The sequence below is a fragment of the Thalassococcus halodurans genome, from assembly GCF_900108225.1.
Classification (GTDB): Bacteria; Pseudomonadota; Alphaproteobacteria; order Rhodobacterales; family Rhodobacteraceae; genus Thalassococcus; species Thalassococcus halodurans.
The window spans coordinates 237338-260522 of sequence record NZ_FNUZ01000002.1 but is presented as its reverse complement, the minus strand read 5'-3'; the positions used below and the strand labels follow the sequence as shown (position 1 = coordinate 260522).

Genomic DNA, 23185 nt, shown 5'->3' with positions numbered 1-23185 from the left:
TAAAATCTGCGCGCGTCGTTTTGGCGACCCTAGCGGAAAGCACCCCTGCTGCAAAGCGGCTGATCAAAAACCGATTTTAACGGGGGTCCGGTCACCTTCTGCAAATCTGCGAAGCACTGCAGGGTAAAGTTTGTGTTCCTGTTCAAGTACGCGGGCTGCCAGCACCTCAGGGGTATCGTCCTCCAGCACCGGAACGCGCGCCTGACCAAGGATCGGTCCATCATCCAGTTCCGGGGTCACTTCGTGCACGGTGCAGCCGTGATATGCATCCCCTGCCTCAAGAGCACGAGCATGGGTGTGTAGCCCGCGGTACTTCGGCAAAAGCGACGGGTGAATATTCAGCATCCGGCCCTGCCATTTGGACACGAAGCCTTCTGTCAGCACGCGCATGAATCCTGCCAGACAGACGATGTCCGGCTGCGCCTGAAGGATGCGGTCGTGCAGCACCTCTTCGAACGCCGCTCGGTCGCCTTTAAACGGGCGGTGGTCGACAAAATCCGTATCCATGCCAAGCGCCGAAGCCTTGGCCAAACCGCCCGCATTTTCGCTGTTTGCCATGACCAGACAGGCACGCGCGGGATGGTCGCCCGTCATGCTTTCAACCAGCGACACCATGTTGGAACCGCCGCCCGAGATCAGGATGGCTACGCGTTTCGTCACGCAAGTTTCCCCGAATAGGCCACACCGGGCTGATCGGTGACTGTACCGATGCGGAAGACGGATTCGCCTTGCTCGGTCAACAGCGCCTCAAGCGCTTCGGCTTCGTCGGCGGAAACCACAAGGATCATGCCGATGCCGCAGTTGAACGTCTTGAGCATCTCTGCGTCGTTCATTCCGCCCAATTCACGCATCCAAGCGAACACGGCGGGCAGCGTCCATGTATCCAGATCGATCGTTGCGCCCATGTCTTCGGGCAGAACGCGCGGCAGGTTTTCGGTCAGACCGCCACCTGTGATGTGGGCCAGCGCGTGAACGCCCCCTGCCCGCACAGCCGCAAGCGCTTGCTTCACGTAAAGACGTGTGGGCGTCAGCAGTTCCTGACCAAGCGTCTTGTCAGACCACGGGCAGGCAGCTTCCCAACCAAGACCGGACATCTCAACCAGCTTGCGCACCAGCGAATAACCGTTGGAATGCACACCGTTCGAACCAAGACCCAGCAGAACGTCACCCACCTGCACGTCCGCAGGCAGGTCCTGACCGCGTTCCATCGCGCCAACAGCAAAGCCCGCAAGGTCAAAGTCGCCTACGGGATACATGCCAGGCATTTCGGCGGTTTCGCCACCGATCAACGCGGTGCCGGACTGAACGCAGCCTTCGGCGATGCCTTCGATCACGGTCGCGGCCTGATCTGTGTCCAGTTTGCCGGTGGCGAAGTAATCCAAGAAGAACAGCGGCTCGGCACCCTGACAGACCAGATCGTTCACACACATCGCCACCAGATCGATACCCACGCCATCAAAATAGCCTGTGTCGATCGCAATCCGCAGTTTGGTGCCAACACCGTCTGTGGCCGCAACCAGAACCGGATCGTTGTAGCCTGCGCCTTTCAGGTCGAACAACGCGCCAAAGCCGCCAAGACCAGACATCGTTCCCGGACGCTGCGTGCGTTTCGCTGCAGGTTTGATCCGATCCACCAACGCATTGCCTGCGTCAATGTCTACGCCCGCGTCTGCATAGGTGATGCCGTTCTTGCCGTTGCTCATTGGGGGTCCCCCGAAATGTCAGATTTGGCGTCGCGGATAGCCCAATACGGGGGCCACTGCAACGACAATGCAATCAGCTACTTGACGACGCGTGACCGTCTGATACTCAAACCGGACTGGAGGGCCTGTAGCTCAATTGGTTAGAGCAGAGCGCTCATAACGCTTTGGTTGCGGGTTCAAGTCCTGCCGGGCCTACCAGACACCGATTCCCCCAGTTCAAACGATGGTCGTTGTCAGCGGTTCACAGCCGTCCACACGGGATACCAGAACATCGCCTTTAGCCACCGGGCCAACGCCAGACGGCGTGCCGGTCATGATGATGTCCCCTGCCCGCAACGTGTAGAGTGTCGACAGATGCGACAGGATTTCTGGCACCGACCAGACCATGTCCGACAACTTGCCTTCCTGTTGCATCTTGCCGTTAACGGTCAGCGTAATCATCTGATCGCCGATTTCTCCAAACACGGCTTTGGGCGTGATCGCCGACAGGATCGCAGACTGTTCGACGTCCTTGGCGGTGTCCCAAGGGCGGCGTTTGTCCTTGGCTTTGTTTTGAAGATCACGGCGGGTCATGTCCTGCCCCACGCCATAGCCGAACACAGCCTCCATCGCCTGTTCAGGCGTTGCGTTGTTCAGGTCGGCTGACAAGGCGACCACAAATTCGATCTCATGGTGATAGTCGTCGGTTCCTGCGGCCAATGCGGCCTCGCCGTCACCAACCACAATGTGGAGCGGAGATTTCGTGAAATAGAACGGATCATCACGGTCGATCTTATTCCCGAGCTCGGCGGCATGGGCCTCGTAATTGCGGCCGACGCAGAAGACACGACGGACGGGGAAGCTGCGGTCATCGCCAACGATAGGAAGCGCGATAACGGGTGCGGGATCGAACAGATATGCCATGATGTGCCTTTTGAAAAACCTTGCGCCATAGGGAACAGGTTTTTCGATCAAGGCCAAGGGGCTCTCCCCTTCAAATAAGAAAAAGCCCCCCGATACGAATGCATCGAGGGGCCTTTTAAGTGTTTCAGCTCAGCTTAACTGGCCTGTGCAACTGCCTTTTTGGTCAGCGCTTTGACCAGATGCGCGCGATAATCGCCGGAACCGTGCAGATCCGAGATCATGTCGTCGCCGCTGGGTGCGGACAGACCTTCAACAGCCGCGACCGAGAAGTCGGCAGACAGGGCTGCTTCGGCTTCGGCCCAACGGAATACACCGTTGTTCGATGCGCCTGTGACAGCAACGCGAACGCCGTCTGCGTACTTCGCAAGGAAGATACCCACGAGCGAGAAGCGCGATGCCGGCTGTTCGAACTTGATGTAAGCCGCTTTTTCGGGAACCGGCAGTTTGACAGAGGTGATGATCTCACCTTCGTCCAGAGCTGTGGTGAACATGCCCTGGAAGTAGTCGTCTGCTGCGATTTCGCGTGCGTTGGTGACGATTGTGGCACCTGTTGCCAGCGCTGCCGACGGGTAGCATGCGGACGGGTCGTTGTTGGCAAGGCTGCCACCGATTGTGCCGCGGTTACGCACCGCAGGGTCACCGATGTTGCCAGCCAGATGTGCCAGCGCGGGGAATGCATCTGCAACCTCACCTGCCACAACCGCGTGGGGTGTTGCGCCACCAACGGTGATCACACCACCATCAACGGACACACCTTTCATGCTGTCGATACCCGACAGGCTGACCAGTGTGGTCGGCATTGCCAGACGTTGTTTCAGCGTCGGGATCAGCGTTTGACCGCCGCCCAGTGCCTGTGCGTCTTCCTGAGACAGGGCCGAGAGAGCCTCATCAACAGAAGTCGGGCGCACTACATCGAAATTGTACATTTCGTTACTCCTTTCAGACCTTTGAATGCGGACATTCGTAAAAGGCCAATTCTGTTAGTGGCCCGGGAACGGTGCCCCGGGCCGAGACCATCACTTCTGCATCGCTGCCCATACACGGGACGGGGATGCCGGCATGTCGATGTGGTAGACGTGATCGTGGCCACCGGAACGCAGCGCGTCAACAATCGCGTTGATGACTGCAGGCGGTGTACCGATCGCGCCAGCCTCACCACAGCCCTTTACGCCAAGCGGGTTGTGCGTACAGGGTGTGCCGTTCGAGTGGTCGACCTGATAGAAGGGTACGTCCGACGCACGGGGCATCGCGTAGTCCATGTAGGACGCCGACAGAAGCTGACCGTTTTCATCGTAGGCACAGTTTTCCAGCAGCGCCTGACCGATGCCCTGAGCAATACCGCCGTGAACCTGACCGGATACGATCATCGGGTTAACGATGTTGCCGAAGTCATCTGCCGCAGCAAAGCTTTCGATTGTGACCTTACCTGTGTCCGGATCAACCTCGACCTCGCAGCAGTACGCGCCCGACGGGTATGTGAAGTTCGACGGATCGTAGAACGCCGTCTCTTCCAGACCCGGTTCGATATCTTCGAGCGGATAGTTGTGCGGAACGTAGGCTGCCAGCGTGACATCACCCCAAGCAACGGATTTGTCCGTGCCTGCAACCGAGAACGTGCCGTCCTTCAGTTCGATGTCTGCTTCAGCTGCTTCCAGCAGGTGCGCTGCGATCTTCTTGGCCTTGTTGATGACCTTTTCAGCCGCGCGAACCATCGCCGAGCCACCAACCGCGAGCGAACGGGAACCGTAGGTACCCATGCCCATCGGCGTGTTGGCTGTGTCGCCGTGCTTGATCTCGACCATCTCTTCCGGAATGCCGATCATTTCGGAAATGACCTGCGGGAAGGCTGTTTCGTGGCCCTGACCGTGGCTGTGCGAACCTGTCATGACGGTGATACCGCCCGTCGCGTTCACACGAACGGTTGCGGATTCGTACAGACCCGCACGTGCACCCAGCTGACCAACAAGGTTCGACGGCGCGATGCCGCAAGCCTCGATGTAGCAGTTCACACCCAGACCACGCAGCATGCCGCGCTTTTCGCTTTCCGCGCGGCGGGCAGCGAAACCGGACAGATCAGCGATCTCTTCCAGCGTGTTCATGGTCGCGTTGTAATCGCCTGTGTCGTACTCGACCGCCACCGGAGTTGCGTAGGGGAACTCGGTGATGAAGTTCTGACGACGCAGGGCAATCGGGTCGACGTTCAGTTCACGTGCAGCTTTGTCGATCACACGTTCGATCTGGAATGTCGCCTCGGGGCGACCCGCGCCACGGTAGGCGTCAACCGGAACAGTGTTGGTGAAGACAGCTTTGACGTTCACGTAGATCAGCGGCGTTTTGTAGTTACCCGCCATCAGCGTGCCATGCAGCCATGTGGGAACCGACGGCGCGAAGGTCGACAGGTAAGCACCCATGTTTGCATAGGTTTCTGTGCGCAGAGCCGTAAAGTTGTTGTCTGCGTCCAGCGCCAGTTCGATCTTGGTCACGTGGTCACGGCCGTGCGCGTCCGACATGAACGCCTCGGAACGTGTGGAGGTCCATTTGACCGGACGCGCCAGCTGACGAGCCGCGAATGTACAGAAGGCCTCTTCCGCGTAGTGGAAGATCTTTGTACCAAAACCGCCACCGACGTCAGGGGCAACAACGCGCAGCTTGTGCTCGGGGATGCCCAGAACGAATGCGCCCATCAGAAGACGGATCACGTGGGGGTTCTGCGATGTGGTGTACAGCGTGGATTCGTCGTTGGCGCGGTTATAGTCGCCAACCGCAACACGCGGTTCCATCGGGTTTGCAACCAGACGGTTGTTTTTCAGTTCAAGCGTTGTGACATGCGCAGCGTTTGCGAACGCTTCGTCTGTCGCAGCCTTGTTCTCTTCAACAAAACCCCAGTCATAGCAAAGATTTGTGCCGATATCGTCATGTACCAGAGGCGCGCCATCTTTGACCGCTTCTTTCATGTCGACGGCTGCGGGCAGCTCTTCGATGTCGACTTCGATGGCTTCAGCCGCGTCACGCGCAGCCTGCACGCTTTCTGCAACAACAGCAGCAATCGGGTCACCTACGTGACGCACTTTGCCCTGTGCCAGAACGGGGTGTGCCGGTTCTTTCATCGGCTCGCCGTGACGGTCGGTTACCTGCCAACCGCAGGGCAGACCGCCGATGCCTTCGAAATCCGCACCGGTAAAGATGCGCACAACACCGTCCATCGCGGATGCGGCGGATGTGTCGACCGAGTTGATTTTGCCGTGTGCAACATCAGAACGCAGGAAATGCACGTACAGCTGGCCGTGCAGATTGATATCGTCTGTGTAGTTTCCGGTGCCTGTCAGAAAACGCACGTCTTCGCGGCGCTTCGTGCTGGCCCCTATGCCTTGATCCTTTGGCATGTTTTCCTCCCTGGGTCTGGCAGATCGCTGGGATACTGCCGAAACTAGAATTCAGTTGATTGCGCCGAACGGGGCGCAACGATCGTTTTTATTCGGCAGCAATCGCGCTGACGTCCTGACCGGACGCGGCCATGATGGCTTTGACGATGTTGTGGTAACCTGTGCAGCGGCAGATGTTGCCTTCCAGATAGTGGCGCACTTCAGCCTCGGTCGGCTTGGGGTTTTCTTTCAGCAGCGCTGCCGCTGTCATGACCATACCCGGTGTGCAGAAACCGCACTGCAGGCCGTGGTGGTCCTGGAATGCCTGCTGGATCACGCTCAGCGAACCGTCTGCGTTTGCCATACCTTCAACGGTGGTGATGTCCGCACCGTCTGCTTCTGCCGCGAACATTGTGCAGGCCTTGGCGGACTTGCCGTTCACGTGAATCGTACAAGCACCGCACTGGCTGGTGTCACAGCCGACGTGGGTGCCCGTCAGACGCAGATCTTCCCGCAGGAATTCTACGAGAAGCGTGTTCCCTTTCACATCGCCGCTAACGGCTTTGCCGTTCACGGTCATACTTACCTTAGACATACAATCCTCCCATTGGACGTTTGTGTTGTTCTTCCTTGACCCAGTGGGGCCAAGCCCACTGAGTCCGTCAAGCGAAGTTTTTACGAAACCAGTCGCTTGAACCAGCCTTTCTTCTTACCGTCAGAATTCGCATCAGCGGCTTCCGCGGCATCCGCGTCTGCCGGGCCTTCGATGGCTTCTTGCAGACGGGTAAAGAACTGATCGGCCATACGCTTGGCAAAGCCGTCGATGATACGAGACCCCAGCTGGGCAAGCTTGCCGCCCACGTTCGCCTCGACCTCATATGTCAGTGTTGTGCCTGTTGCGGACGGTGCAAGGTTTACAACCGCACCACCTTTGGCAAAGCCGGCCGCGCCGCCCTTACCTTCGCCGGACAGTGTAACGCTGTTCGGCGGGTTCATGTCAGAGACATTCACCTGTCCCTTGAAAGTCGCTTTAACCGGGCCAACTTTCTGGACGACGGTTGCTTCGAACCCTTCTTCGGGCGTTCCGGACATTTCGGTACAGCCCGGCACACATTCCTTCAGAACCTCGGGGTTCAAAATCGCGGCCCACACCACCTCGGGCGAAGCTGCGATTTCTCTGGAATCGCTCATCTTCATAAAAAAGTCCTCTCATCCTTTAACAGAACAGTATGAGTTGCAGCCGAGCCGCGATATACGACCATTTTCCTAGAAACGCAGAAGGCCCTACCCCGACCCTTCTGCATCAATTGTCACCCGTAATTGTGGCGTCTATGGTCCCCTCAGGATTGTGGAGGATCATCAAGGTGTCAAATGGGTTGCGTGTAGAAAGCCTGACTTTCTCGTATGGCAGCAAAAAAGCCCTGAATAATGTCAGTTTTGACATCGCTCCCGGACGGTTCGCAGCACTGCTTGGTCCAAATGGCGCGGGCAAGTCGACATTGTTCGGTCTTCTGACCCGTCTTTTCACCTCATCTGACGGCAAGATTTACGTGGCAGGTCAGGAACTTGCCCGCAATCCGCGACAGGCTCTTGGCCAGATGGGCGTAGTTTTCCAGTCGCAGACATTGGACCTTGATTTGACCATCCGCCAGAACCTGACCTACTTTGCGGCATTGCACGGGCTGTCCGGAAAAAGCGCCGCGATCAGGATCGACTCGGCCCTTGAACGGCTGGGCATTCAGGACCGCGCCGGTGAAAAAGCACGTGGCCTGAACGGTGGCCACCGCCGCCGGACCGAGATCGCCCGCGCCTTGGTTCATAATCCCAAGGTCCTACTCTTGGACGAGGCGACAGTCGGTCTGGATGCCGCCGCGCGACAGTCGATCACCGATCACGTCCACCAATTATGTGCCGATGATGGGCTGACGGTGCTTTGGGCGACTCACCTGACGGATGAGGTTTACGACTCGGACCGGCTTGTTGTTTTGCATCAGGGTCAGATACTGGCTGATGGCGAATGCGCCGACCTGCGTGGGGACCAAACGCTCAAAGACTACTTCCTAGCCAAGACAGGAGGTGCAGAATGATGCGCTATCTGACAGCCCTGCGCGCTATCGTTTTACGCGAAGCCCTGCGCTTTGTGCATCAGCGGGAACGGTTTATCGCGGCGCTGGTGCGCCCCTTGGTCTGGCTTTTAGTCTTCGCTGCCGGTTTCCGCGCCGCATTGGGCCTGTCGATCATCCCGCCCTATCAAACCTACATCACGTACGAGACCTACATCGTTCCCGGTCTCTGCGGCATGGTGCTGTTGTTCAACGGCATGCAAAGCTCGCTCAGTCTTGTCTATGACCGTGAAACAGGGTCGATGCGCCTGCTGCTGACAGCACCTTTGCCCCGTGGCTGGCTATTGTTCTGCAAGCTTCTGGGCACGACAGCCATCAGCATCCTACAGGTCTACACCTTCCTGCTGATTGCCTATTTCTTCGGGATCGAGATGGAGCCATTGGGCTATATCGCAGCACTGCCCGCGCTGATGCTGTCGGGCCTGATGCTGGGCGCGCTCGGGCTGGCTTTGTCTTCTTTTATCAAGCAGTTGGAAAACTTTGCTGGCGTGATGAACTTCGTCATCTTCCCAATGTTCTTCCTGTCCAGCGCGCTTTATCCACTTTGGAAAATGGCCGAAAGCTCGCCACTGCTACGCGACATCTGCGCGGTCAATCCGTTCACCCATGCGGTCGAACTGATCCGGTTTGCGCTGTATCTGGAATGGAACCCATGGGCGCTGCTGTGGACGGTCGTTGCAGGCGCGATCTTTATGGCGCTGGCCCTGTGGGGTTATGACCCTGCGCGCGGCATGATCAAACGAAAGGGCTAACGGTTTCCCGCCAGCCCTGATCTTTCTTACAGAACGTCGTCTACGACACGCTTCAGGCGCGCGACAGTGGCGTCGACGTCATACAGTTTGTCCAAACCGAACAGGCCCAAACGGAAGGTCTGGAAGCCCTGCGGTTCGTCACATTGCAACGGAACACCGGCTGCAATCTGCATGCCCTTCGCAGCAAAGGCACGACCTGTCTGGATTTCGGGATCATTGGTGTAGCTGACCACCACACCCGGCGCGCCAAAGCCTTCCGCAGCGACCGATTGGATGCCCTTCTCGGCCAGCATCGCACGTACTTTCGCGCCCAGTTCGAACTGAGCATCGCGCAGCTTGTCAAAACCGTAGTCGCGGGTTTCGGCCATCGTATCGCGGAACGCTTTCAAACCATCCGTCGGCATGGTCGCGTGATAGGCGTGACCGCCATTCTCGTACGCCTGCATAATCTGGAACCATTTCTTCAGGTCCACGGCAAAGCTGTTCGATGTGGTCTCTTCCATCCGCGCGATGGCGCGTTCGGACAGCATCACCAGGCCAGCAGACGGTGTGGCAGACCAACCCTTTTGCGGGGCCGAGATCAGCACATCCACGCCTGTCGCCTTCATATCGACCCAAGCACAACCGGATGCGATGCAGTCCAGAACCATCAACGCGCCAACATCATGCGCGGCCTTCGCCAAGGCGGCCACGTAGTCATCAGGCAGGATGATACCAGCGGATGTTTCCACATGCGGCGCGAACACGACCTGCGGTTTGACCTCGTGAATTTTGGCGACGACCTCATCAATCGGCGCGGGCGAAAACGGGGTTGTCGCCTCGTTTCCAGTCTGGCGCGCCTTCATGACGGTGGTATCGCCCCCGAAACCACCCGCTTCGAAAATCTGGCTCCAACGGTAGGAAAACCAGCCATTACGCACGACCAGAACATCCGCGCCCTGCCCGAACTGACGGGCCACGGCCTCCATGCCATAGGTACCGCCACCGGGCACCACCGCCACGCCTTCGGCCTTGTAGACCTCTTTCAATGTGGACGAGATATCGCGCATCACTTGCTGGAACGCGGCGCTCATGTGGTTCAGCGAACGGTCGGTGAAGACCACCGAAAATTCCTCAAGCCCCGTGGGATCAACTGTATCGAGTAGTGCGGCCATGGTCTGTCTGCCTTGTCTGAATTGGATGGGTGCAGATTTGCCGCCCTTGCGCGGCGCTGCAAGTCATTCCTTGGGATATTCCTGCGCTATCTTGGCGCAAGCGCGTTGCCCATGGGAAACGGATTATCACATCCGCGCCTAGAGCGGACCGGAAAGTCGTTCTTCGGACAAAAGAACGTTGGCATCCAGACTGGCCACACCGGGCAGCAGCATGATCCGGCGACGGAGGACGCGCTCGAAGTCGGACAGGTCACGGGCAACAACGCGGAGCCGGTAGTCATAGGCACCAAGAACGTGCTCGACCGTTTGAACCTCGGGGATCGCGCTGACGGCACGTTCGAAATCGCCAAGGCTCGCCTGCCCTTTTGTGCCCAATTTGACGCCCAGAAAGACGGTTACGCCAAACCCCAAAGCCTGCGCATCCAGCTGAACCCGCGTGCCGGAAATGGCCCCCGCTTCTTTCAGGCGTTTGATCCGGCGCCATGTGGCCGGTTGGGACAACCCAAGCTTGGCGCCCAAAGCGCCAGCGCTGGCATCCGCGTCATCCGACAAGGCCTTGAGTAAGGCGCGGTCTGTGTCATCAATTTCGATCACAGCGGCAGCCTTTCGTCATACTTGATGCGCGCAATGTGCATCAGCGCCTCGACATCGGTCATGTGTGGAAGCGCCAAGATCTTTTCGCGGTACAGCTGCTGATAATGGCCTAGATCGCGCGCAATCACCGAAAGGCGCACGTCGACCTGACCAAGGAAGGTCTGGATTTCGACAACCTCAGGCACCTTACGAGCGGCGGCGGTGAATTCCTCAAACGCCTGGGGGCGGGATTTATCCAAGGTGACGCGCAAAGACACCTCGACCGCATAGCCAAGCGCCTGCCAGTCGATCACCGCCTGAGCGCCTTTCAGGATGCCAGAGGCGCGCAAACGCTCCAAGCGACGGGTCAATGTCGCCGCCGTCACCCCTGCCCGTTCGGCCAGTTCCTGCCCCTTCAGATCAGGATCGGCCTGATACTGGCGAAGAATGCGTCTGTCAGTATCATCAAGCATAGATTTACACACATACCGAAGTTTGGAGAATTATTTTTTCACCAAATGAGAAAATTACCGGAAAAACGCAAGCTATTTCGCTTTTGCCATCTCTATGGTGTCGCCAGAACATAACCTGGAAGGAAGAATCGATGCGCGTATATTACGACCGCGATTGCGACATTAACCTGATCAAAGACATGAACGTTGCCATCCTTGGCTACGGTTCCCAAGGCCACGCACACGCACTGAACCTGCGTGACTCCGGCGCGAAAAACGTTGTTGTTGCTCTGCGCGAAGGCTCCCCCTCGGCGAAGAAAGCCGAAGGCGAAGGCCTGAAAGTCATGGGTATCGCGGAAGCGGCCGCATGGTGTGACCTGATCATGTTCACAATGCCCGACGAACTGCAGGCAGAAACATACAAGAAATACGTTCACGACAACCTGCGCGAAGGCGCGGCAATCGCGTTCGCACACGGCCTGAACGTACATTTCGGCCTGATCGAGCCGAAGCCCGGCGTTGACGTCATCATGATGGCCCCCAAAGGCCCGGGCCACACCGTTCGTGGCGAATACACCAAAGGCGGCGGCGTGCCCTGCCTGGTTGCTGTAAATAACGATGCATCCGGCAAAGCGCTGGAAATCGGCCTGTCTTACTGCTCGGCCATCGGTGGCGGTCGCTCGGGCATCATCGAAACCAACTTCCGCGAAGAGTGTGAAACAGACCTGTTCGGCGAACAGGCCGTTCTCTGCGGTGGTCTGGTTGAACTGATCCGTTGCGGTTTCGAAACTCTAGTCGAAGCAGGCTATGCGCCTGAAATGGCCTATTTCGAGTGTCTGCACGAAGTGAAGCTGATCGTTGACCTGATCTACGAAGGCGGCATCGCGAACATGGACTACTCGATCTCGAACACAGCCGAATACGGTCAGTACGTCACAGGCCCGCGCATCCTGCCTTACGAGCAGACAAAGAAGGCGATGAAAGCGGTTCTGACAGACATTCAGGAAGGCAAGTTCGTTCGCGACTTCATGCTGGAAAATGCTGTTGGCCAGCCGACAATCAAAGCATCCCGTCGCCACAACGACGAACACCAGATCGAAGCCACAGGCGAGAAACTGCGTGGCATGATGCCGTGGATTTCAGCAGGCAAGATGGTCGACAAGTCGAAGAACTAAGTTCTGACCAGAACATGACAGGGAACGCGCCGCGCATTTATGCAGCGGCGCGTTTTCTTTTTGACCATATGGACAAGACCGCCAGCTGACCCTAGGCCAGATCAACGCCCCCATTTCGGAGTCCCACAATGTCCCAGCCACAGATCACTGCCATGTCATGGATCATGGTTGCCGCTTTGGGCGTGGTCTGGGGATCGACATTTTTCGTCATCGAGCTGGCGTTGCCGGGGATTACCCCAAGTTGGTTGGCGGCTTATCGAATTACCTTTGCGTCAGCGCTGACATTCGCGATCTGGAGATTTGCGGGCGGCAAACTGTTTCTCGGCCCCGACCGGCCTTGGGCGGTACTGGCTCTGATCGGGGCGCTTAGCTCTGCTATTCCGTTCATCCTACTGAGCTGGAGCCAAACCCAAGTCACCAGCGCCTTTGCCGGTGTATCCATGGCAGCCGTCGCCTTGATGGTCCTGCCCTTGGCGCATTTCTTCGTGCCGGGTGAACGAATGACCGTGCGCCGCACGTTGGGATTCCTGATCGGCTTTGTGGGCGTTTTCATCCTGATCGGCGGGCAGTTCTTTCAATCCACCGGTGCCGCGTTTGAGACATGGGGACGACTGGGGTGCCTGACAGCTGCGGCCTGCTACGCCATCAGCTCTGTCACCATGCGCAAACTGCCGCCAGTCGATCCAATCGGCCTTTCAGCGGTCACTTTGGCTTTCGGGATGGTGATCGTTGTGCCCTTTGCTTGGGCCACCGAGGGCGCACCGCCCCTGCCTGACGACAAAACACTGTTCTATCTGGCCGTTCTTGGGCTGTTACCAACGGCGGGCGCAAACCTGTTGCGGGTTCTGGTGATCCGCAGCGCAGGTCCGGTGTTTATGAGCCTGACCAACTATCAGGTTCCCGTTTGGTCGGTCCTTCTTAGCGTTATTGTGCTGAACGAACCTTGGCACAGCACCCTAATCTGGGCGTTGCTGTTAATTTTGGCAGGGGTCGGCCTTAGCCAATATGGCGCCCTTCGACGCCTTTTTGGGAAAACCAACCCCTAATCCGTTTAGTCCCAGCAGCTGACCAGAACGGTCATAGCTGTTGTTGCCTCTGTCAGATCTTCGGGCGCGATGACGCCGCCACCTGATGTGCTGTTGAACCGGACACCCGATTGCTGCAACAGCGTTTCAATCGCCGATGCTTTGGCTGCAAAGCTAACCTCATCCGGAAGGCTGCGCGCACCTGTGTCGCGGGGCAGCATCATGCCGACAACAGCACCACCAGCATCAACAACAGGGCCGCCTGCATCACCCGGCAAAGACGCCAGCGCCAGACGTTTCAGTGTGTCTTCACCAGACAGACCTTTGACATCTTCCAGCGTGCCAAAGGTCATCGTCGGACCACTCAGAACGCCACCGTACGAATAGCCGGCAACGGCCACTTCGCTTTGAATGCGCGGATCATCTGTGCGGAATTCAGCAAACATACGCGGCGCGAGCGATGATTTCGGCGTCAGAAGCGCGACACCCAAGGTTTCATCCTGCGCAAGGATGTCTGCCTCGGTTGTTTCATCAAGTGTAATGCGGCCGCAGTTCTGAACCGCATTGCTTGCTGTCAGAACATGGCCCTGTCCATCCACATAGAAACCCGACACCGACATGCGCGGTGTCCGAATACGAAGACCGGACAGTAGGTCAACGCCCTGCCCGTCACCAGATGTTGCCGCTGGATCAAGAACGGCATTCGACACCGTAAAGCTGGACTGCATCATCGCCAGAACACGCGTGCGGCGTTCTTCGTCATTGGCGGGCCAGATCAGGGTAAATCCCTTGATGTTGCCGTCTTCCAACGACACCTCTGTGTGGCTGACAATCTTGCTGTTTTCGCCGACCAGAACAAAACCGTCACGTTTGCGTTCACGCGGACCATCTAGTGGCACGATCTCGAGCGTTTGCATGATCTCGTAAAGTCCAAACAACGTGTCACGGTCGCCAGGCTGCGAGATCAAAAGAACACGCGCGCCCAGATTATCGGTCGCAGAGTAGTGGGCGAAGGGCGATTCATACTTTTCAAACGCGACCTTGGCTGTCGGCATATCTATCGCGATACCGGCCCGCGCATCTGTCACAAGGCCCATACCAAGACCATCAAGCACAGCATTGTACTGGCGCTTCAACTCGGCGCGCTGGCGCGTCGTCAGAACGCCCGTCACTTCGAAGTTATTGGCCTCTTGCCACGCCGCCATCGAACTCCGTGTGCCACGTCCGAACGCCGCGTCGATTGCCCCGTTGTAGAAACCCGCCCACTGAAGTGCGATTTGCAGGTCTGCGCGCTCTTCGCGCGTCAGTTCAGCCTCGGACGCGCGGGCCTGACGGGGTGTTTCGTCCGGCTCTTCAATCACCGGTTCGGGTGCTGGTTCTGCGACCACTTCGGGCGTTGTTTCGACAACTGGGGTTTCTGCGGTTTCAGCAGTCGGTTCTTCTGCGGCGACCGGCTCTTGTGTTGCAGCGCCTGTCGCCCCGATCGGCCAGAACTGCTGACCGTATTGATCGCCCTCTTCGATATAGCTGTCACGGGGCACCTGCCCGTCTGCCCGAAGCCTGCGCAACCGCGCTGCCGCGTCATCTGCAGTATAAGGCCCAAGCGCAATGCCGTACCAACCGCCACCAAGGGCAAAACCGTTTACATCCGCCAGATAGGATGCGTAATCGCGCAAGCGATCCTCTGCACGTTTCAATGAAGGCTGGGCTTCGATCTGAATGTAAGAGGCGTCCTGCGCCCATGCAGTACCGGCAGTCAAATACAGCGCCGTCGAAAGCATCAATAATGTTCGCTTCATACCTGCAGCAATCCCTCGTAGTCGGTCATTTCTTTTTCTATCGGCCCTGTTTACCAAATCCGTAGGCGCCTGCACGTGAAATAATGGTGAAGCGAAGATTGACCACTGGACTGTGTCACCATAAGCAGGCGCTCGAAGATCGGAAGGGTGAACCATGGCGAATTCAACGGAAAAACCCAAAAGCTTTCAGGAAATCATCCTGCGGCTCCAGAACTACTGGGCTGAGAAAGGCTGCGCAGTCTTGCAGCCCTACGATATGGAAGTGGGCGCTGGCACGTTCCACCCTGCGACAACACTGCGCGCGCTTGGCTCGACCCACTGGACAGCAGCCTATGTGCAGCCGTCCCGCCGCCCTACAGATGGCCGCTATGGTGACAGCCCGAACCGCTGGCAGCACTACTACCAGTATCAGGTGATCATCAAACCGTCGCCGCCGAACTTGCAAGACTTGTATCTTGGATCGCTCGAAGCGATCGGGATCAACATGGACGTGCACGATATCCGTTTTGTCGAGGACGACTGGGAAAGCCCGACACTGGGCGCTTGGGGACTGGGCTGGGAAGTCTGGTGTGATGGCATGGAAGTGTCGCAGTTCACCTATTTCCAACAGGTTGGCGGCCACGACTGCCACCCCGTTTCGGGCGAACTGACATACGGTCTGGAACGCCTTGCGATGTATGTTCTGGGATATGATGACGGCAACGAAATGCCGTTCAACGACCCGGCATCCCCCATTCCGCTGACATATGGCGATGTGTTCCGTGAAGCCGAGGCGCAATACGCGCGCTGGAACTTTGACGTGGCCGACACCGATACGCTGCTGAAGCACTTTGAAGATGCCGAAGCCGAATGCGCCCGCATTCTGGAACAGCCTGCGGATGATCCGAAAACAGGCCGCCGCATCGTCATGGCGCAACCTGCCTATGACCAGTGCATCAAGGCCAGCCACCTGTTCAATCTGCTGGACGCGCGGGGCGTGATTTCGGTCACCGAACGTCAGGCCTATATCGGTCGCGTCCGTGCACTTGCCAAAGCCTGTGCTGATGCGTTCGTGCAGACGTCTGCGGGCGGATGGGTTGCAGCAGAATGATGGGAAAGGTTCTAGCCGCCATGATCGTGCTGTCTGCCCTCGCTGCCGGTGGTGCCATGTACTACTTCCAAGTCTATGGATACTACACGGAAGTCACCGCATCTGGCGTTGACGACGTACAGATGACACCGGTCGGAACGTCCATGCCGGAAACGATCCTTTATGAGGATTTTCAAGCCATTGACGCCGACAGCTCCCCTATTCGCTATCGCGCGTGTTTCACGACCCCGACCAGCGTTGCGACGCTGACCGAGACATATGAAATCTATGACGGTGGCGCCCCTCGCGTGGCGCCCGGCTGGTTTGAATGCTTTGACGCGGAAGAAATCGGCACGCTGATCGATCAGGGTCGCGCGGTCGTCTTTCTTGGGGAACGCAACATGGAATTCGGCATCGACCGCGTTGTTGCTGTGGCCGACGATGGCCGCGGCTTTGTCTGGCACGAAGTGAACGACTGCGGCGACAAAACTTATGACGGTTCCCCCTTGGGCGAAGATTGCCCTGTGCGGAACCTGAACGACGGAGACACATGATGTCCGATCTGCTTATCGAACTGTTTTCAGAAGAAATTCCTGCGCGCATGCAAGCCCGCGCCAGCGAAGACCTGAAAAAGATGGTGACCGACGGTCTGGTCGAAGCTGGCCTGACCTATGCCCACGCAGGTGCGTTTGCTACGCCCCGTCGTCTGACCCTGACGATCGAAGGCCTGTTGGACAAAAGCCCCGATGTGCGTGAAGAACGCAAAGGCCCCCGCGCCGACGCGCCCGAGAAGGCCATCGAAGGCTTCCTGCGCGGTGCAGGTGTTTCCCGCGAGGATTTGATCGAGCGGGAAGAGAAAAAGGGCACGATCCTGTACGCGATCATCGAGAAACAGGGCCGTCCTGCGGCCGAGATCGTGGCAGAGGTTCTTGAGAAAACCATTCGCACCTTCCCGTGGCCCAAATCCATGCGTTGGGGCACCGGTTCGCTGCGCTGGGTCCGCCCCCTGCACCGCATTCTGTGTATCCTGACCGACGACGCAGGCGAAGCAACTGTTGTTCCGCTGGACGTAGACGGCATTCAGGCGTCGAACGTCACCGAAGGCCATCGTTTCATGGCACCCGATGCGTTCACTGTGTCGTCCTTTGACGACTACACAACCAAGCTGAAACGCGCCTATGTTCTGATCAATCCCGAAGAACGCGCGGAAATGATCTGGAACGACGCCACAAATGCCGCTTTCGCGAATGGCCTTGAGGTCGTCGAAGATCGCGGTCTTCTGGCAGAAAACGCAGGTCTGGTCGAATGGCCTGTGACGTTGATGGGCGCGATTGCGGACGAATATCTGTCGCTGCCGCCCGAGGTTCTGCAAACCTCGATGAAAGAACATCAGAAATTCTTCTCGGTGAAAAATCCGTCGAATGGCCGGATCGAACGTTTCATCACCGTGGCCAACCGCGAAACATCGGATAATGGCGCGACCATTCTGGCCGGTAACCTTAAGGTTTTGTCTGCCCGTCTGGCTGATGCCAAATTCTTCTGGGAAAACGACCTGCGCGTCGCGAAATCCGAAGGCCTTGAGGCATGGACCGCAAAGCTGTCTAATGTGACCTTCCACAACAAACTGGGCAGCCAGAAAGACCGGATCGACCGCATCGCGGAACTGGCGCGCAAGATCGCGCCCTCCGTCGGTGCAGATGCCGACCTGTCGGCCAAGGCCGCGCTAGTGGTTAAGGCAGACCTGTCGTCTGAGATGGTCTTTGAATTCCCTGAACTTCAAGGACTTATGGGTCGCTACTATAGCGAGGCTGCCGGCCTGCCCGCTGAGATCGCCAATGCCTGCGAAGAACACTACTCGCCTCTGGGTCCGTCCGATGATGTACCCACAGCGCCCGTTTCTGTGACTGTCGCGCTGGCCGATAAGTTGGATGTTCTGACCGGCTTCTGGGCCATCGACGAAAAGCCCACAGGGTCCAAAGACCCCTTCGCCCTGCGTCGTGCGGCCCTTGGTGTCATCCGCCTGCTTCTGACCAACGACATCCGCATGTCACTGTCCGAGGTCTTTGGCGATGCGGAATGGTCCACTGATCTGCTGTCCTTCTTCCATGATCGCCTGAAGGTTTTCCTGCGTGACGATGGCATCCGCCATGACGTGATCGACGCTTGCCTTGCAATGCCCGGCAACGACGACATCACCCTGCTGGTCAAACGCGCCCGCGCCCTCTCCGACGTTCTGAAAACCGAAGACGGTGAAAACATGGTTCAGGGCTTCAAGCGTGCGAACAACATTCTGACGCAGGCAGAAGAGAAAGACGGCGTTGAATACAGCTTTGGCGCTGATCCCAAATTTGCCGACACGCCCGAAGAAAAAGCGCTGTTTGCGGCTTTTGACGCGGCTGAGGAACAGATCAAACCTGCGATGGAGCGCGAAGACTTCGCTGCCGCCATGCAGGCCATGGCCACCATGCGTGGTGCGGTCGATGGTTTCTTTGAGGCCGTGCAGGTCAATGCCGACAGCGACATCTTGCGCCGCAACCGTCTGAACATGCTGTCCAGCATCCGCAGCATCTGTTTGCAGGTTGCAGACCTGACCCAGCTTGAAGGCTGAACAGATAAAGACGCGCCGTTTGTAAAGATTTCTTGTCACGCGGCGCGTCCTTTGTATTCTGCACTCAGTCAAAAGGTGCTGCAGTGCAGAAATTCAATCCAGACGAACCCTTTGTTACGCTTGTAACACCCACCGCGCCGATCCAGCCGTCCACCCACGGCGGGCGTGCTAAGTGTTTGCAAAGACTGGTTCGTTTGGACTTGCCGGTGCCGCGCACCGTTGCCCTTTCTTTTGGCACCGTCCACGACATCGCCAACGGCGAAATGCCGGACCTTGATCAGCTTTTGTCGCAGTTTCAGCCCGTTGCCCTGCTCTGTGTGCGGCCCTCTTCGCAGGATCCTGACTGGGGTGGCCCCGGTGCGATCCTGAATGTGGGCATGAATGACGCCAGCTTCGTGGAACTGTCCGACAAGCTTGGCGCCGAGGCCGCCGCATCGATCTACCAACGCTTTGTTCAGACATACGCAATCCACGTCGCGCGCCTTGATCCCGATGTGTTCGAAGAGATTGACGCGCAAGGTCAGCAAGGTCTGTCCGACGCGTTGATGGCCTATGAAGAGGAGGCAGAAGAGCCCTTTCCACAGTCACCCGCCGTGCAACTGGCCGAGGTTCTGCGGTCGATGGCGCGCGCTTGGGAAGGCACTTCGGCGCGATTGCTTCGCCAAGCAAAAGGCGCACCAGTAGATGCAGGCCTTGGCCTTGTAGTGCAGGAAATGGCGCTGGGTCTGGGCCACGGCGAATGCGGGTCTGGTGTATTACAGCTGGTCAATTCAGATACGGGCCTTCCACAGATCACGGGCCGCTATCTAAGCCAAAGCCAAGGCCGCGAGGCGCTGGCCGCTGGTGCCAAATCGCTATTTCTGGAACAAGATGACCGTGGGCCGTCCTTGCAGGACTTGGCACCGCAAGCCTTTGAAGAACTGAAAGAACACGCCGCACTGATGCGTCGGCGCCTGCGCGCCGAGATGCAGATCGAATTCACCATTGAAAACGGTCGCGTCCATATTCTGGACGGCGTCCGCGTGGATCGGAGCGCACGCGGGAACGTTCGGATTGTCGTGCGCTTGGTCGAAGACGGCATCATCACGCGGCAAGAGGCGCTGATGCGGGTCGAACCCCGTGCGCTTGTGGAATTGTTGCACCGTCAGGTCGATCCGGACGCCGTGCGCGACGTAATCGCCAACGGCATCGCCGCCAGTCCCGGCGCTGCGACCGGACGGATCGTATTTTCCGCCGCTGATGCGCAGGCAAGCGCCGCGCGTGGTGAGCCATGTATCCTCGTCCGCCGCGAAACCTCGCCCGAGGATGTGCGCGGCATGCACGCCTCGGTCGCCGTTCTGACCGAACGGGGCGGCATGACCAGCCACGCTGCGGTGATTGGCCGTGGTTTGGGCCTGCCCAGCGTTGTGGGCGCAGCCTGTATCCGTATCCATCCGAAGCGCGCCCAAATCATCGCCCGCGATGGCCGTGTTTTCCAAGAAGGCGACATCATCACCGTCGACGGCACCAACGGAGAGGTTCTTTCGGGTGCGCCTGAAATGCTTGAGGCACGGCTGGATGATAGCTTCCAGACGCTGATGGATTGGGCTGACGCCGAAGGTGAAATCGATATCCGCGCCAACGCGGACACCCCTGCCGACGCCGCCATTGCACGAGGCTTTAATGCGCACGGGATTGGCCTGTGCCGGACCGAGCATATGTTCTTTGATCCGGGTCGTTTGACCGTGATGCAGGAAATGATCTTCGCCGATGCACCGGAAGACCGCCGTGCTGCACTGGATCAGTTGCTGCCGATGCAGATCGCGGACTTCACCGAATTGTTCCGCATCATGCACGGCCAGCCCGTGTGTATCCGCCTGTTCGATCCGCCCCTGCACGAATTCCTGCCCTCAGACCGCGCAGGTCTGCGCGATCTGGCCGAGGCGCTGGACCTGCCCGTTTCCGACGTCACCCGACGCGTTCAAAGCATGGAAGAACACAATCCGATGCTGGGTCTTCGTGGCGTGCGCTTGGGGCTGACCGTACCTGAAATCTACGAAATGCAGGTGCGTGCGATTTTCGAGGCCACCCTGACCGCCAGCAAAGAAGGCGATCCTGTCGTACCGGAAATCATGATCCCGCTGGTTTCGGCCCCGCGCGAGGTGGAAATCGTGCGAACGCGCATTGATGCGGTAGCCGCGGCAGTTCGAAATGAACATGGTCGCGACTTTGATTACCGGCTTGGCGTGATGGTCGAAACGCCCCGCGCCTGCCTGATGGCCGACAAGATCGCAAGCAGCGTCGATTTCCTGAGCTTCGGGACCAACGACCTAACACAGATGACCTACGGCCTGTCGCGCGACGATGCGGGCCGCTTCATGTCGGCCTATGTCAACCAGTCCGTCTATAAAGAAGACCCGTTCCATATTCTGGATGTGGACGGCGTGGGCGAATTGCTGACAGTGGGTTTCGAACGCGCCCGTGCTGCCAATCCCGATGTGGTGATGTCGATTTGTGGCGAACATGGTGGCAACCCCGAATCAATCGCCTTCTGTCGGGGCCTTGGATTCAACTATGTCAGCTGTTCACCCTTCCGGGTACCGGTGGCACGTTTAGCCGCAGCCCAAGAGGCCATTCGCCTCAAGATAGCGACCAGTTAAGCTGATCAGCCCATATATGTAGGCCAAAACCAGCCGCCGAGCGTTGGGATTACAAACCTGTGTTTTCGGGTAGGTGGACGCCGAGCGCTTTTTTCTCTAAACGGCGCGGATGCCCAGAAGGGCGTTTGATGTGATTGTACGAGGAAAGCAACATGAAGCGCACACTTACATGTATCGCTTTGGCCCTGTTAACCGCGACGCCCCTGCACGCCGAACTGAACGCCTCAAAGCTGGGCGAACTGATGCGGCAAGAGCAACGCAACCTGAATTCCGCTGCCGAAGATCATCTTAAGCGTATGGTAAAAGCACCCGCCATCGCAAGCACTTCTATCAAATACGATGCAGATTGGTTGTCGTCGCAACCTACCGCGTCCGGTGGTAAAGAATGGCAGTGTCTGGCCGAGGCGCTTTATTTCGAAGCACGCGGTGAAACGGTCAAAGGCCAGTTTGCTGTGGCCGAGGTCATCATGAACCGTGTGGACAGCGCCCGCTATCCTGACTCGGTCTGCGGCGTGATCCATCAGGGCACTGGCCGCAAGTATGCTTGCCAGTTCACCTTCACGTGCGACGGCATTCCGGAAACCATTTCCGAACCCGCCGCGTATCGTCGTGTGGGCAAGGTTGCAAAACTGATGCTGTCCGGTGCGCCGCGCAACCTGACCGATGGGGCAACGCACTACCACACAACTGCAGTCAGCCCCCGTTGGGCGCGTGTCTTCCCCAAGACAGCAAAGATTGGCGTGCATGTCTTCTACCGCCAGCCTGTACGCGTTTCGCAAAACTAAGACATAGGTCGCTTTTTGCTGCCAAACGGCGCTGTTGCTATGGCTATGAACGCAGGGCTCTTGTTATTCAGGGGCCCTGACAATTACCGGATCGGGAAAAACCATGGCGTCTGAAATCCGTCTTGCCTTTTCGCACCCCTCGGAACGCGCCATTGCCACCTCCGGCGATGACCCGCGCGACCGCATTTCCCTGCGCGATCATATCGTCGAGGTTGAAATCGGTGCCTTTCAGGCGGAACGCGGCACGACACAGCGCATCTGTTTCAATGTTGTGGTTGAGGTGACGCCCTTCACCGGCCCGCTGGATGACGATGTGGATCGTATTCTGTCCTACGACCGCGTGACCGAAGCCATCGCAGCAGAACTGGCCGCGGAACGTCTGAACCTGCTGGAAACGCTGGCCGAGCGTGTTGCCGAACGCATCCTTCTGGAACCACAAGCGTTACGCGTGTTTGTACGGATCGAAAAGCTGGATCGCGGTCCGGGGGCTTTGGGCGTCGAAATCGTGCGTTCGCGCAAGGAATTGGGCGAACGCCTTGGCGAAGTCGCGCAAGAGCGCCCTCACCCGCGTGTCGTTTACCTGAGCAATGAAGCGATTGCAGACCCGCGCCTGACAGGTTGGCTGGACGAATTGCAGTCCCGTAAAGCCCCGTTGATTTTCTGCGTGGGTGCACCGGATATTCCGGCCCCCCGCCCGCAATCTCCGCACAAAATGGTGCAGCGCCGGATCGACCTTTTGGCGATTGAACAAAACGGTTGGGTTCTCGCCGCGCGGGATGATCGCTGCAAAGTGGTGGCGACACGGACTGAACTGGATTGGGCGATGAAGAACGGCCAGATTTGCGTCTGGGCACCGTCCAAGATCGTGCTGGATGCCACGCAAGGCCCACAATCGCAGCCACGAGACTCGGTCGCGCTGGCGGCTTGGTTTGCCGGTGAAATGACTGCGGTCGAATTGGTCGTGATCGGCGAAACACCGCCAGAACAGGCTTCAGTGCCGCTCAGACATGTCGCATTGGGCGATAGCGTTATCTGAAGTCTTGCGTAAATGGCCGTCATGGCG

General features: G+C 58.1%; 21 protein-coding genes and 1 tRNA gene. 11 read left to right on the top strand and 11 right to left on the bottom strand.

The genetic code is table 11. The features are described 5' to 3' along the window. Positions 1-63: 63 nt before the first annotated feature. A complete protein-coding gene (purN, locus tag C4S59_RS06260; protein WP_103909627.1) occupies positions 64-660 on the bottom strand; it encodes a phosphoribosylglycinamide formyltransferase in 597 nt (198 codons plus the stop codon). Then, on the bottom strand, positions 657-1703 hold the full coding sequence (purM, locus tag C4S59_RS06255; protein WP_103909626.1) for a phosphoribosylformylglycinamidine cyclo-ligase: 1047 nt from the start codon (positions 1701-1703) through the stop codon (positions 657-659). The genes purN and purM overlap by 4 nt, the downstream gene beginning before the upstream one ends. 121 nt (positions 1704-1824) lie before the next feature. Here purM and C4S59_RS06250 point away from each other — a divergent pair. Then, a tRNA-Ile gene (locus C4S59_RS06250) sits at positions 1825-1901 on the top strand. Positions 1902-1919: 18 nt separating this feature from the next. Here C4S59_RS06250 and C4S59_RS06245 read toward each other — a convergent pair. The 5 genes from C4S59_RS06245 to C4S59_RS06225 form a co-directional block, all read right to left on the bottom strand. Next, the gene (locus C4S59_RS06245) at positions 1920-2606 is read right to left on the bottom strand and encodes a fumarylacetoacetate hydrolase family protein (RefSeq protein ID WP_103910297.1); all 687 of its coding nucleotides are present in this window, start codon (positions 2604-2606) and stop codon (positions 1920-1922) included. Positions 2607-2740: 134 nt separating this feature from the next. Beyond that, positions 2741-3532 carry an FAD binding domain-containing protein gene (locus C4S59_RS06240; RefSeq protein ID WP_103909625.1) on the bottom strand — a complete coding sequence of 264 codons (792 nt, stop codon included), beginning with the start codon at positions 3530-3532 and terminating at the stop codon, positions 2741-2743. 90 nt (positions 3533-3622) lie between these two features. Further along, positions 3623-5989 (bottom strand): xanthine dehydrogenase family protein molybdopterin-binding subunit, encoded by a 2367-nt coding sequence (locus C4S59_RS06235; protein WP_103909624.1) that lies wholly within the window; start codon positions 5987-5989, stop codon positions 3623-3625. Between the two features lie 88 nt (positions 5990-6077). Then, positions 6078-6563, bottom strand: coding sequence for a (2Fe-2S)-binding protein (locus C4S59_RS06230; protein WP_103909623.1), 486 nt, complete (start codon positions 6561-6563; stop codon positions 6078-6080). A gap of 80 nt (positions 6564-6643) precedes the next feature. Then, a complete protein-coding gene (locus C4S59_RS06225) occupies positions 6644-7165 on the bottom strand; it encodes a CoxG family protein (RefSeq protein ID WP_103909622.1) in 522 nt (173 codons plus the stop codon). 167 nt (positions 7166-7332) lie between these two features. Here C4S59_RS06225 and C4S59_RS06220 point away from each other — a divergent pair, with 167 nt between their 5' ends. Together C4S59_RS06220 and C4S59_RS06215 are read left to right on the top strand one after the other, a co-directional pair. Further along, positions 7333-8055, top strand: coding sequence for an ABC transporter ATP-binding protein (locus tag C4S59_RS06220; protein ID WP_234994699.1), 723 nt, complete (start codon positions 7333-7335; stop codon positions 8053-8055). Further along, positions 8052-8843: an ABC transporter permease gene (locus C4S59_RS06215; protein ID WP_103909620.1), complete on the top strand. Its 792-nt coding sequence runs from the start codon at positions 8052-8054 to the stop codon at positions 8841-8843. The genes C4S59_RS06220 and C4S59_RS06215 overlap by 4 nt, the downstream gene beginning before the upstream one ends. A gap of 26 nt (positions 8844-8869) precedes the next feature. Here the strand turns inward: C4S59_RS06215 and C4S59_RS06210 are convergent, their stop codons facing one another. From C4S59_RS06210 to C4S59_RS06200, 3 genes are all read right to left on the bottom strand, one after another. Further along, positions 8870-9997, bottom strand: coding sequence for an aminotransferase class V-fold PLP-dependent enzyme (locus tag C4S59_RS06210; RefSeq protein ID WP_103909619.1), 1128 nt, complete (start codon positions 9995-9997; stop codon positions 8870-8872). A 138-nt stretch (positions 9998-10135) separates the two neighbouring features. Then, on the bottom strand, positions 10136-10591 hold the full coding sequence (locus tag C4S59_RS06205; protein ID WP_103909618.1) for an Lrp/AsnC family transcriptional regulator: 456 nt from the start codon (positions 10589-10591) through the stop codon (positions 10136-10138). Next, positions 10588-11043 (bottom strand): Lrp/AsnC family transcriptional regulator, encoded by a 456-nt coding sequence (locus tag C4S59_RS06200; RefSeq protein WP_103909617.1) that lies wholly within the window; start codon positions 11041-11043, stop codon positions 10588-10590. Before C4S59_RS06200 ends, C4S59_RS06205 begins: the two co-directional genes overlap by 4 nt. Before the next feature lie 131 nt (positions 11044-11174). Here C4S59_RS06200 and ilvC point away from each other — a divergent pair, with 131 nt between their 5' ends. Beyond that, the gene (gene ilvC, locus C4S59_RS06195) at positions 11175-12197 is read left to right on the top strand and encodes a ketol-acid reductoisomerase (protein ID WP_103909616.1); all 1023 of its coding nucleotides are present in this window, start codon (positions 11175-11177) and stop codon (positions 12195-12197) included. Positions 12198-12325: 128 nt separating this feature from the next. Continuing rightward, positions 12326-13243 carry a DMT family transporter gene (locus C4S59_RS06190; RefSeq protein WP_234994698.1) on the top strand — a complete coding sequence of 306 codons (918 nt, stop codon included), beginning with the start codon at positions 12326-12328 and terminating at the stop codon, positions 13241-13243. A gap of 5 nt (positions 13244-13248) precedes the next feature. Here C4S59_RS06190 and C4S59_RS06185 read toward each other — a convergent pair whose 3' ends face one another. After that, complete coding sequence (locus tag C4S59_RS06185) at positions 13249-15021, bottom strand: serine protease (protein ID WP_103909615.1); 1773 nt, start codon at positions 15019-15021, stop codon at positions 13249-13251. Positions 15022-15175: 154 nt separating this feature from the next. Here C4S59_RS06185 and C4S59_RS06180 point away from each other — a divergent pair, with 154 nt between their 5' ends. The 6 genes from C4S59_RS06180 to C4S59_RS06155 all read left to right on the top strand — a co-directional run bounded on the left by C4S59_RS06180 (position 15176) and on the right by C4S59_RS06155 (position 23158). Then, on the top strand, positions 15176-16111 hold the full coding sequence (locus C4S59_RS06180; protein ID WP_103909614.1) for a glycine--tRNA ligase subunit alpha: 936 nt from the start codon (positions 15176-15178) through the stop codon (positions 16109-16111). Then, positions 16108-16644: a DUF6446 family protein gene (locus C4S59_RS06175; RefSeq protein WP_200813174.1), complete on the top strand. Its 537-nt coding sequence runs from the start codon at positions 16108-16110 to the stop codon at positions 16642-16644. The genes C4S59_RS06180 and C4S59_RS06175 overlap by 4 nt, the downstream gene beginning before the upstream one ends. Then, positions 16644-18698: a glycine--tRNA ligase subunit beta gene (glyS, locus tag C4S59_RS06170; RefSeq protein ID WP_103909612.1), complete on the top strand. Its 2055-nt coding sequence runs from the start codon at positions 16644-16646 to the stop codon at positions 18696-18698. The genes C4S59_RS06175 and glyS overlap by 1 nt, the downstream gene beginning before the upstream one ends. Before the next feature lie 83 nt (positions 18699-18781). Then, positions 18782-21337 (top strand): putative PEP-binding protein, encoded by a 2556-nt coding sequence (locus tag C4S59_RS06165; protein ID WP_103909611.1) that lies wholly within the window; start codon positions 18782-18784, stop codon positions 21335-21337. Positions 21338-21633: 296 nt separating this feature from the next. After that, a complete protein-coding gene (locus C4S59_RS06160) occupies positions 21634-22122 on the top strand; it encodes a cell wall hydrolase (protein WP_407703045.1) in 489 nt (162 codons plus the stop codon). A gap of 103 nt (positions 22123-22225) precedes the next feature. Then, complete coding sequence (locus C4S59_RS06155) at positions 22226-23158, top strand: dihydroneopterin aldolase (protein ID WP_103909610.1); 933 nt, start codon at positions 22226-22228, stop codon at positions 23156-23158. Positions 23159-23185: the final 27 nt, after the last annotated feature.

Bases quoted from the DNA above. Each gene is read 5' to 3' on its own strand.
- ilvC (WP_103909616.1), top strand. From the start codon at position 11,175: ATGCGCGTATATTACGACCGCGATTGCGACATTAACCTGATCAAAGAC.
- glyS (WP_103909612.1), top strand. From the start codon at position 16,644: ATGTCCGATCTGCTTATCGAACTGTTTTCAGAAGAAATTCCTGCGCGC.
- C4S59_RS06210 (WP_103909619.1), bottom strand. From the start codon at position 9,997: ATGGCCGCACTACTCGATACAGTTGATCCCACGGGGCTTGAGGAATTT.
- C4S59_RS06160 (WP_407703045.1), top strand. From the start codon at position 21,634: ATGGTAAAAGCACCCGCCATCGCAAGCACTTCTATCAAATACGATGCA.
- C4S59_RS06215 (WP_103909620.1), top strand. From the start codon at position 8,052: ATGATGCGCTATCTGACAGCCCTGCGCGCTATCGTTTTACGCGAAGCC.
- purM (WP_103909626.1), bottom strand. From the start codon at position 1,703: ATGAGCAACGGCAAGAACGGCATCACCTATGCAGACGCGGGCGTAGAC.
- C4S59_RS06225 (WP_103909622.1), bottom strand. From the start codon at position 7,165: ATGAAGATGAGCGATTCCAGAGAAATCGCAGCTTCGCCCGAGGTGGTG.
- C4S59_RS06175 (WP_200813174.1), top strand. From the start codon at position 16,108: ATGATGGGAAAGGTTCTAGCCGCCATGATCGTGCTGTCTGCCCTCGCT.
- C4S59_RS06155 (WP_103909610.1), top strand. From the start codon at position 22,226: ATGGCGTCTGAAATCCGTCTTGCCTTTTCGCACCCCTCGGAACGCGCC.
- C4S59_RS06185 (WP_103909615.1), bottom strand. From the start codon at position 15,021: ATGAAGCGAACATTATTGATGCTTTCGACGGCGCTGTATTTGACTGCC.
- C4S59_RS06245 (WP_103910297.1), bottom strand. From the start codon at position 2,606: ATGGCATATCTGTTCGATCCCGCACCCGTTATCGCGCTTCCTATCGTT.
- C4S59_RS06190 (WP_234994698.1), top strand. From the start codon at position 12,326: ATGTCCCAGCCACAGATCACTGCCATGTCATGGATCATGGTTGCCGCT.
- C4S59_RS06200 (WP_103909617.1), bottom strand. From the start codon at position 11,043: ATGCTTGATGATACTGACAGACGCATTCTTCGCCAGTATCAGGCCGAT.
- C4S59_RS06230 (WP_103909623.1), bottom strand. From the start codon at position 6,563: ATGTCTAAGGTAAGTATGACCGTGAACGGCAAAGCCGTTAGCGGCGAT.
- C4S59_RS06180 (WP_103909614.1), top strand. From the start codon at position 15,176: ATGGCGAATTCAACGGAAAAACCCAAAAGCTTTCAGGAAATCATCCTG.
- C4S59_RS06240 (WP_103909625.1), bottom strand. From the start codon at position 3,532: ATGTACAATTTCGATGTAGTGCGCCCGACTTCTGTTGATGAGGCTCTC.
- C4S59_RS06235 (WP_103909624.1), bottom strand. From the start codon at position 5,989: ATGCCAAAGGATCAAGGCATAGGGGCCAGCACGAAGCGCCGCGAAGAC.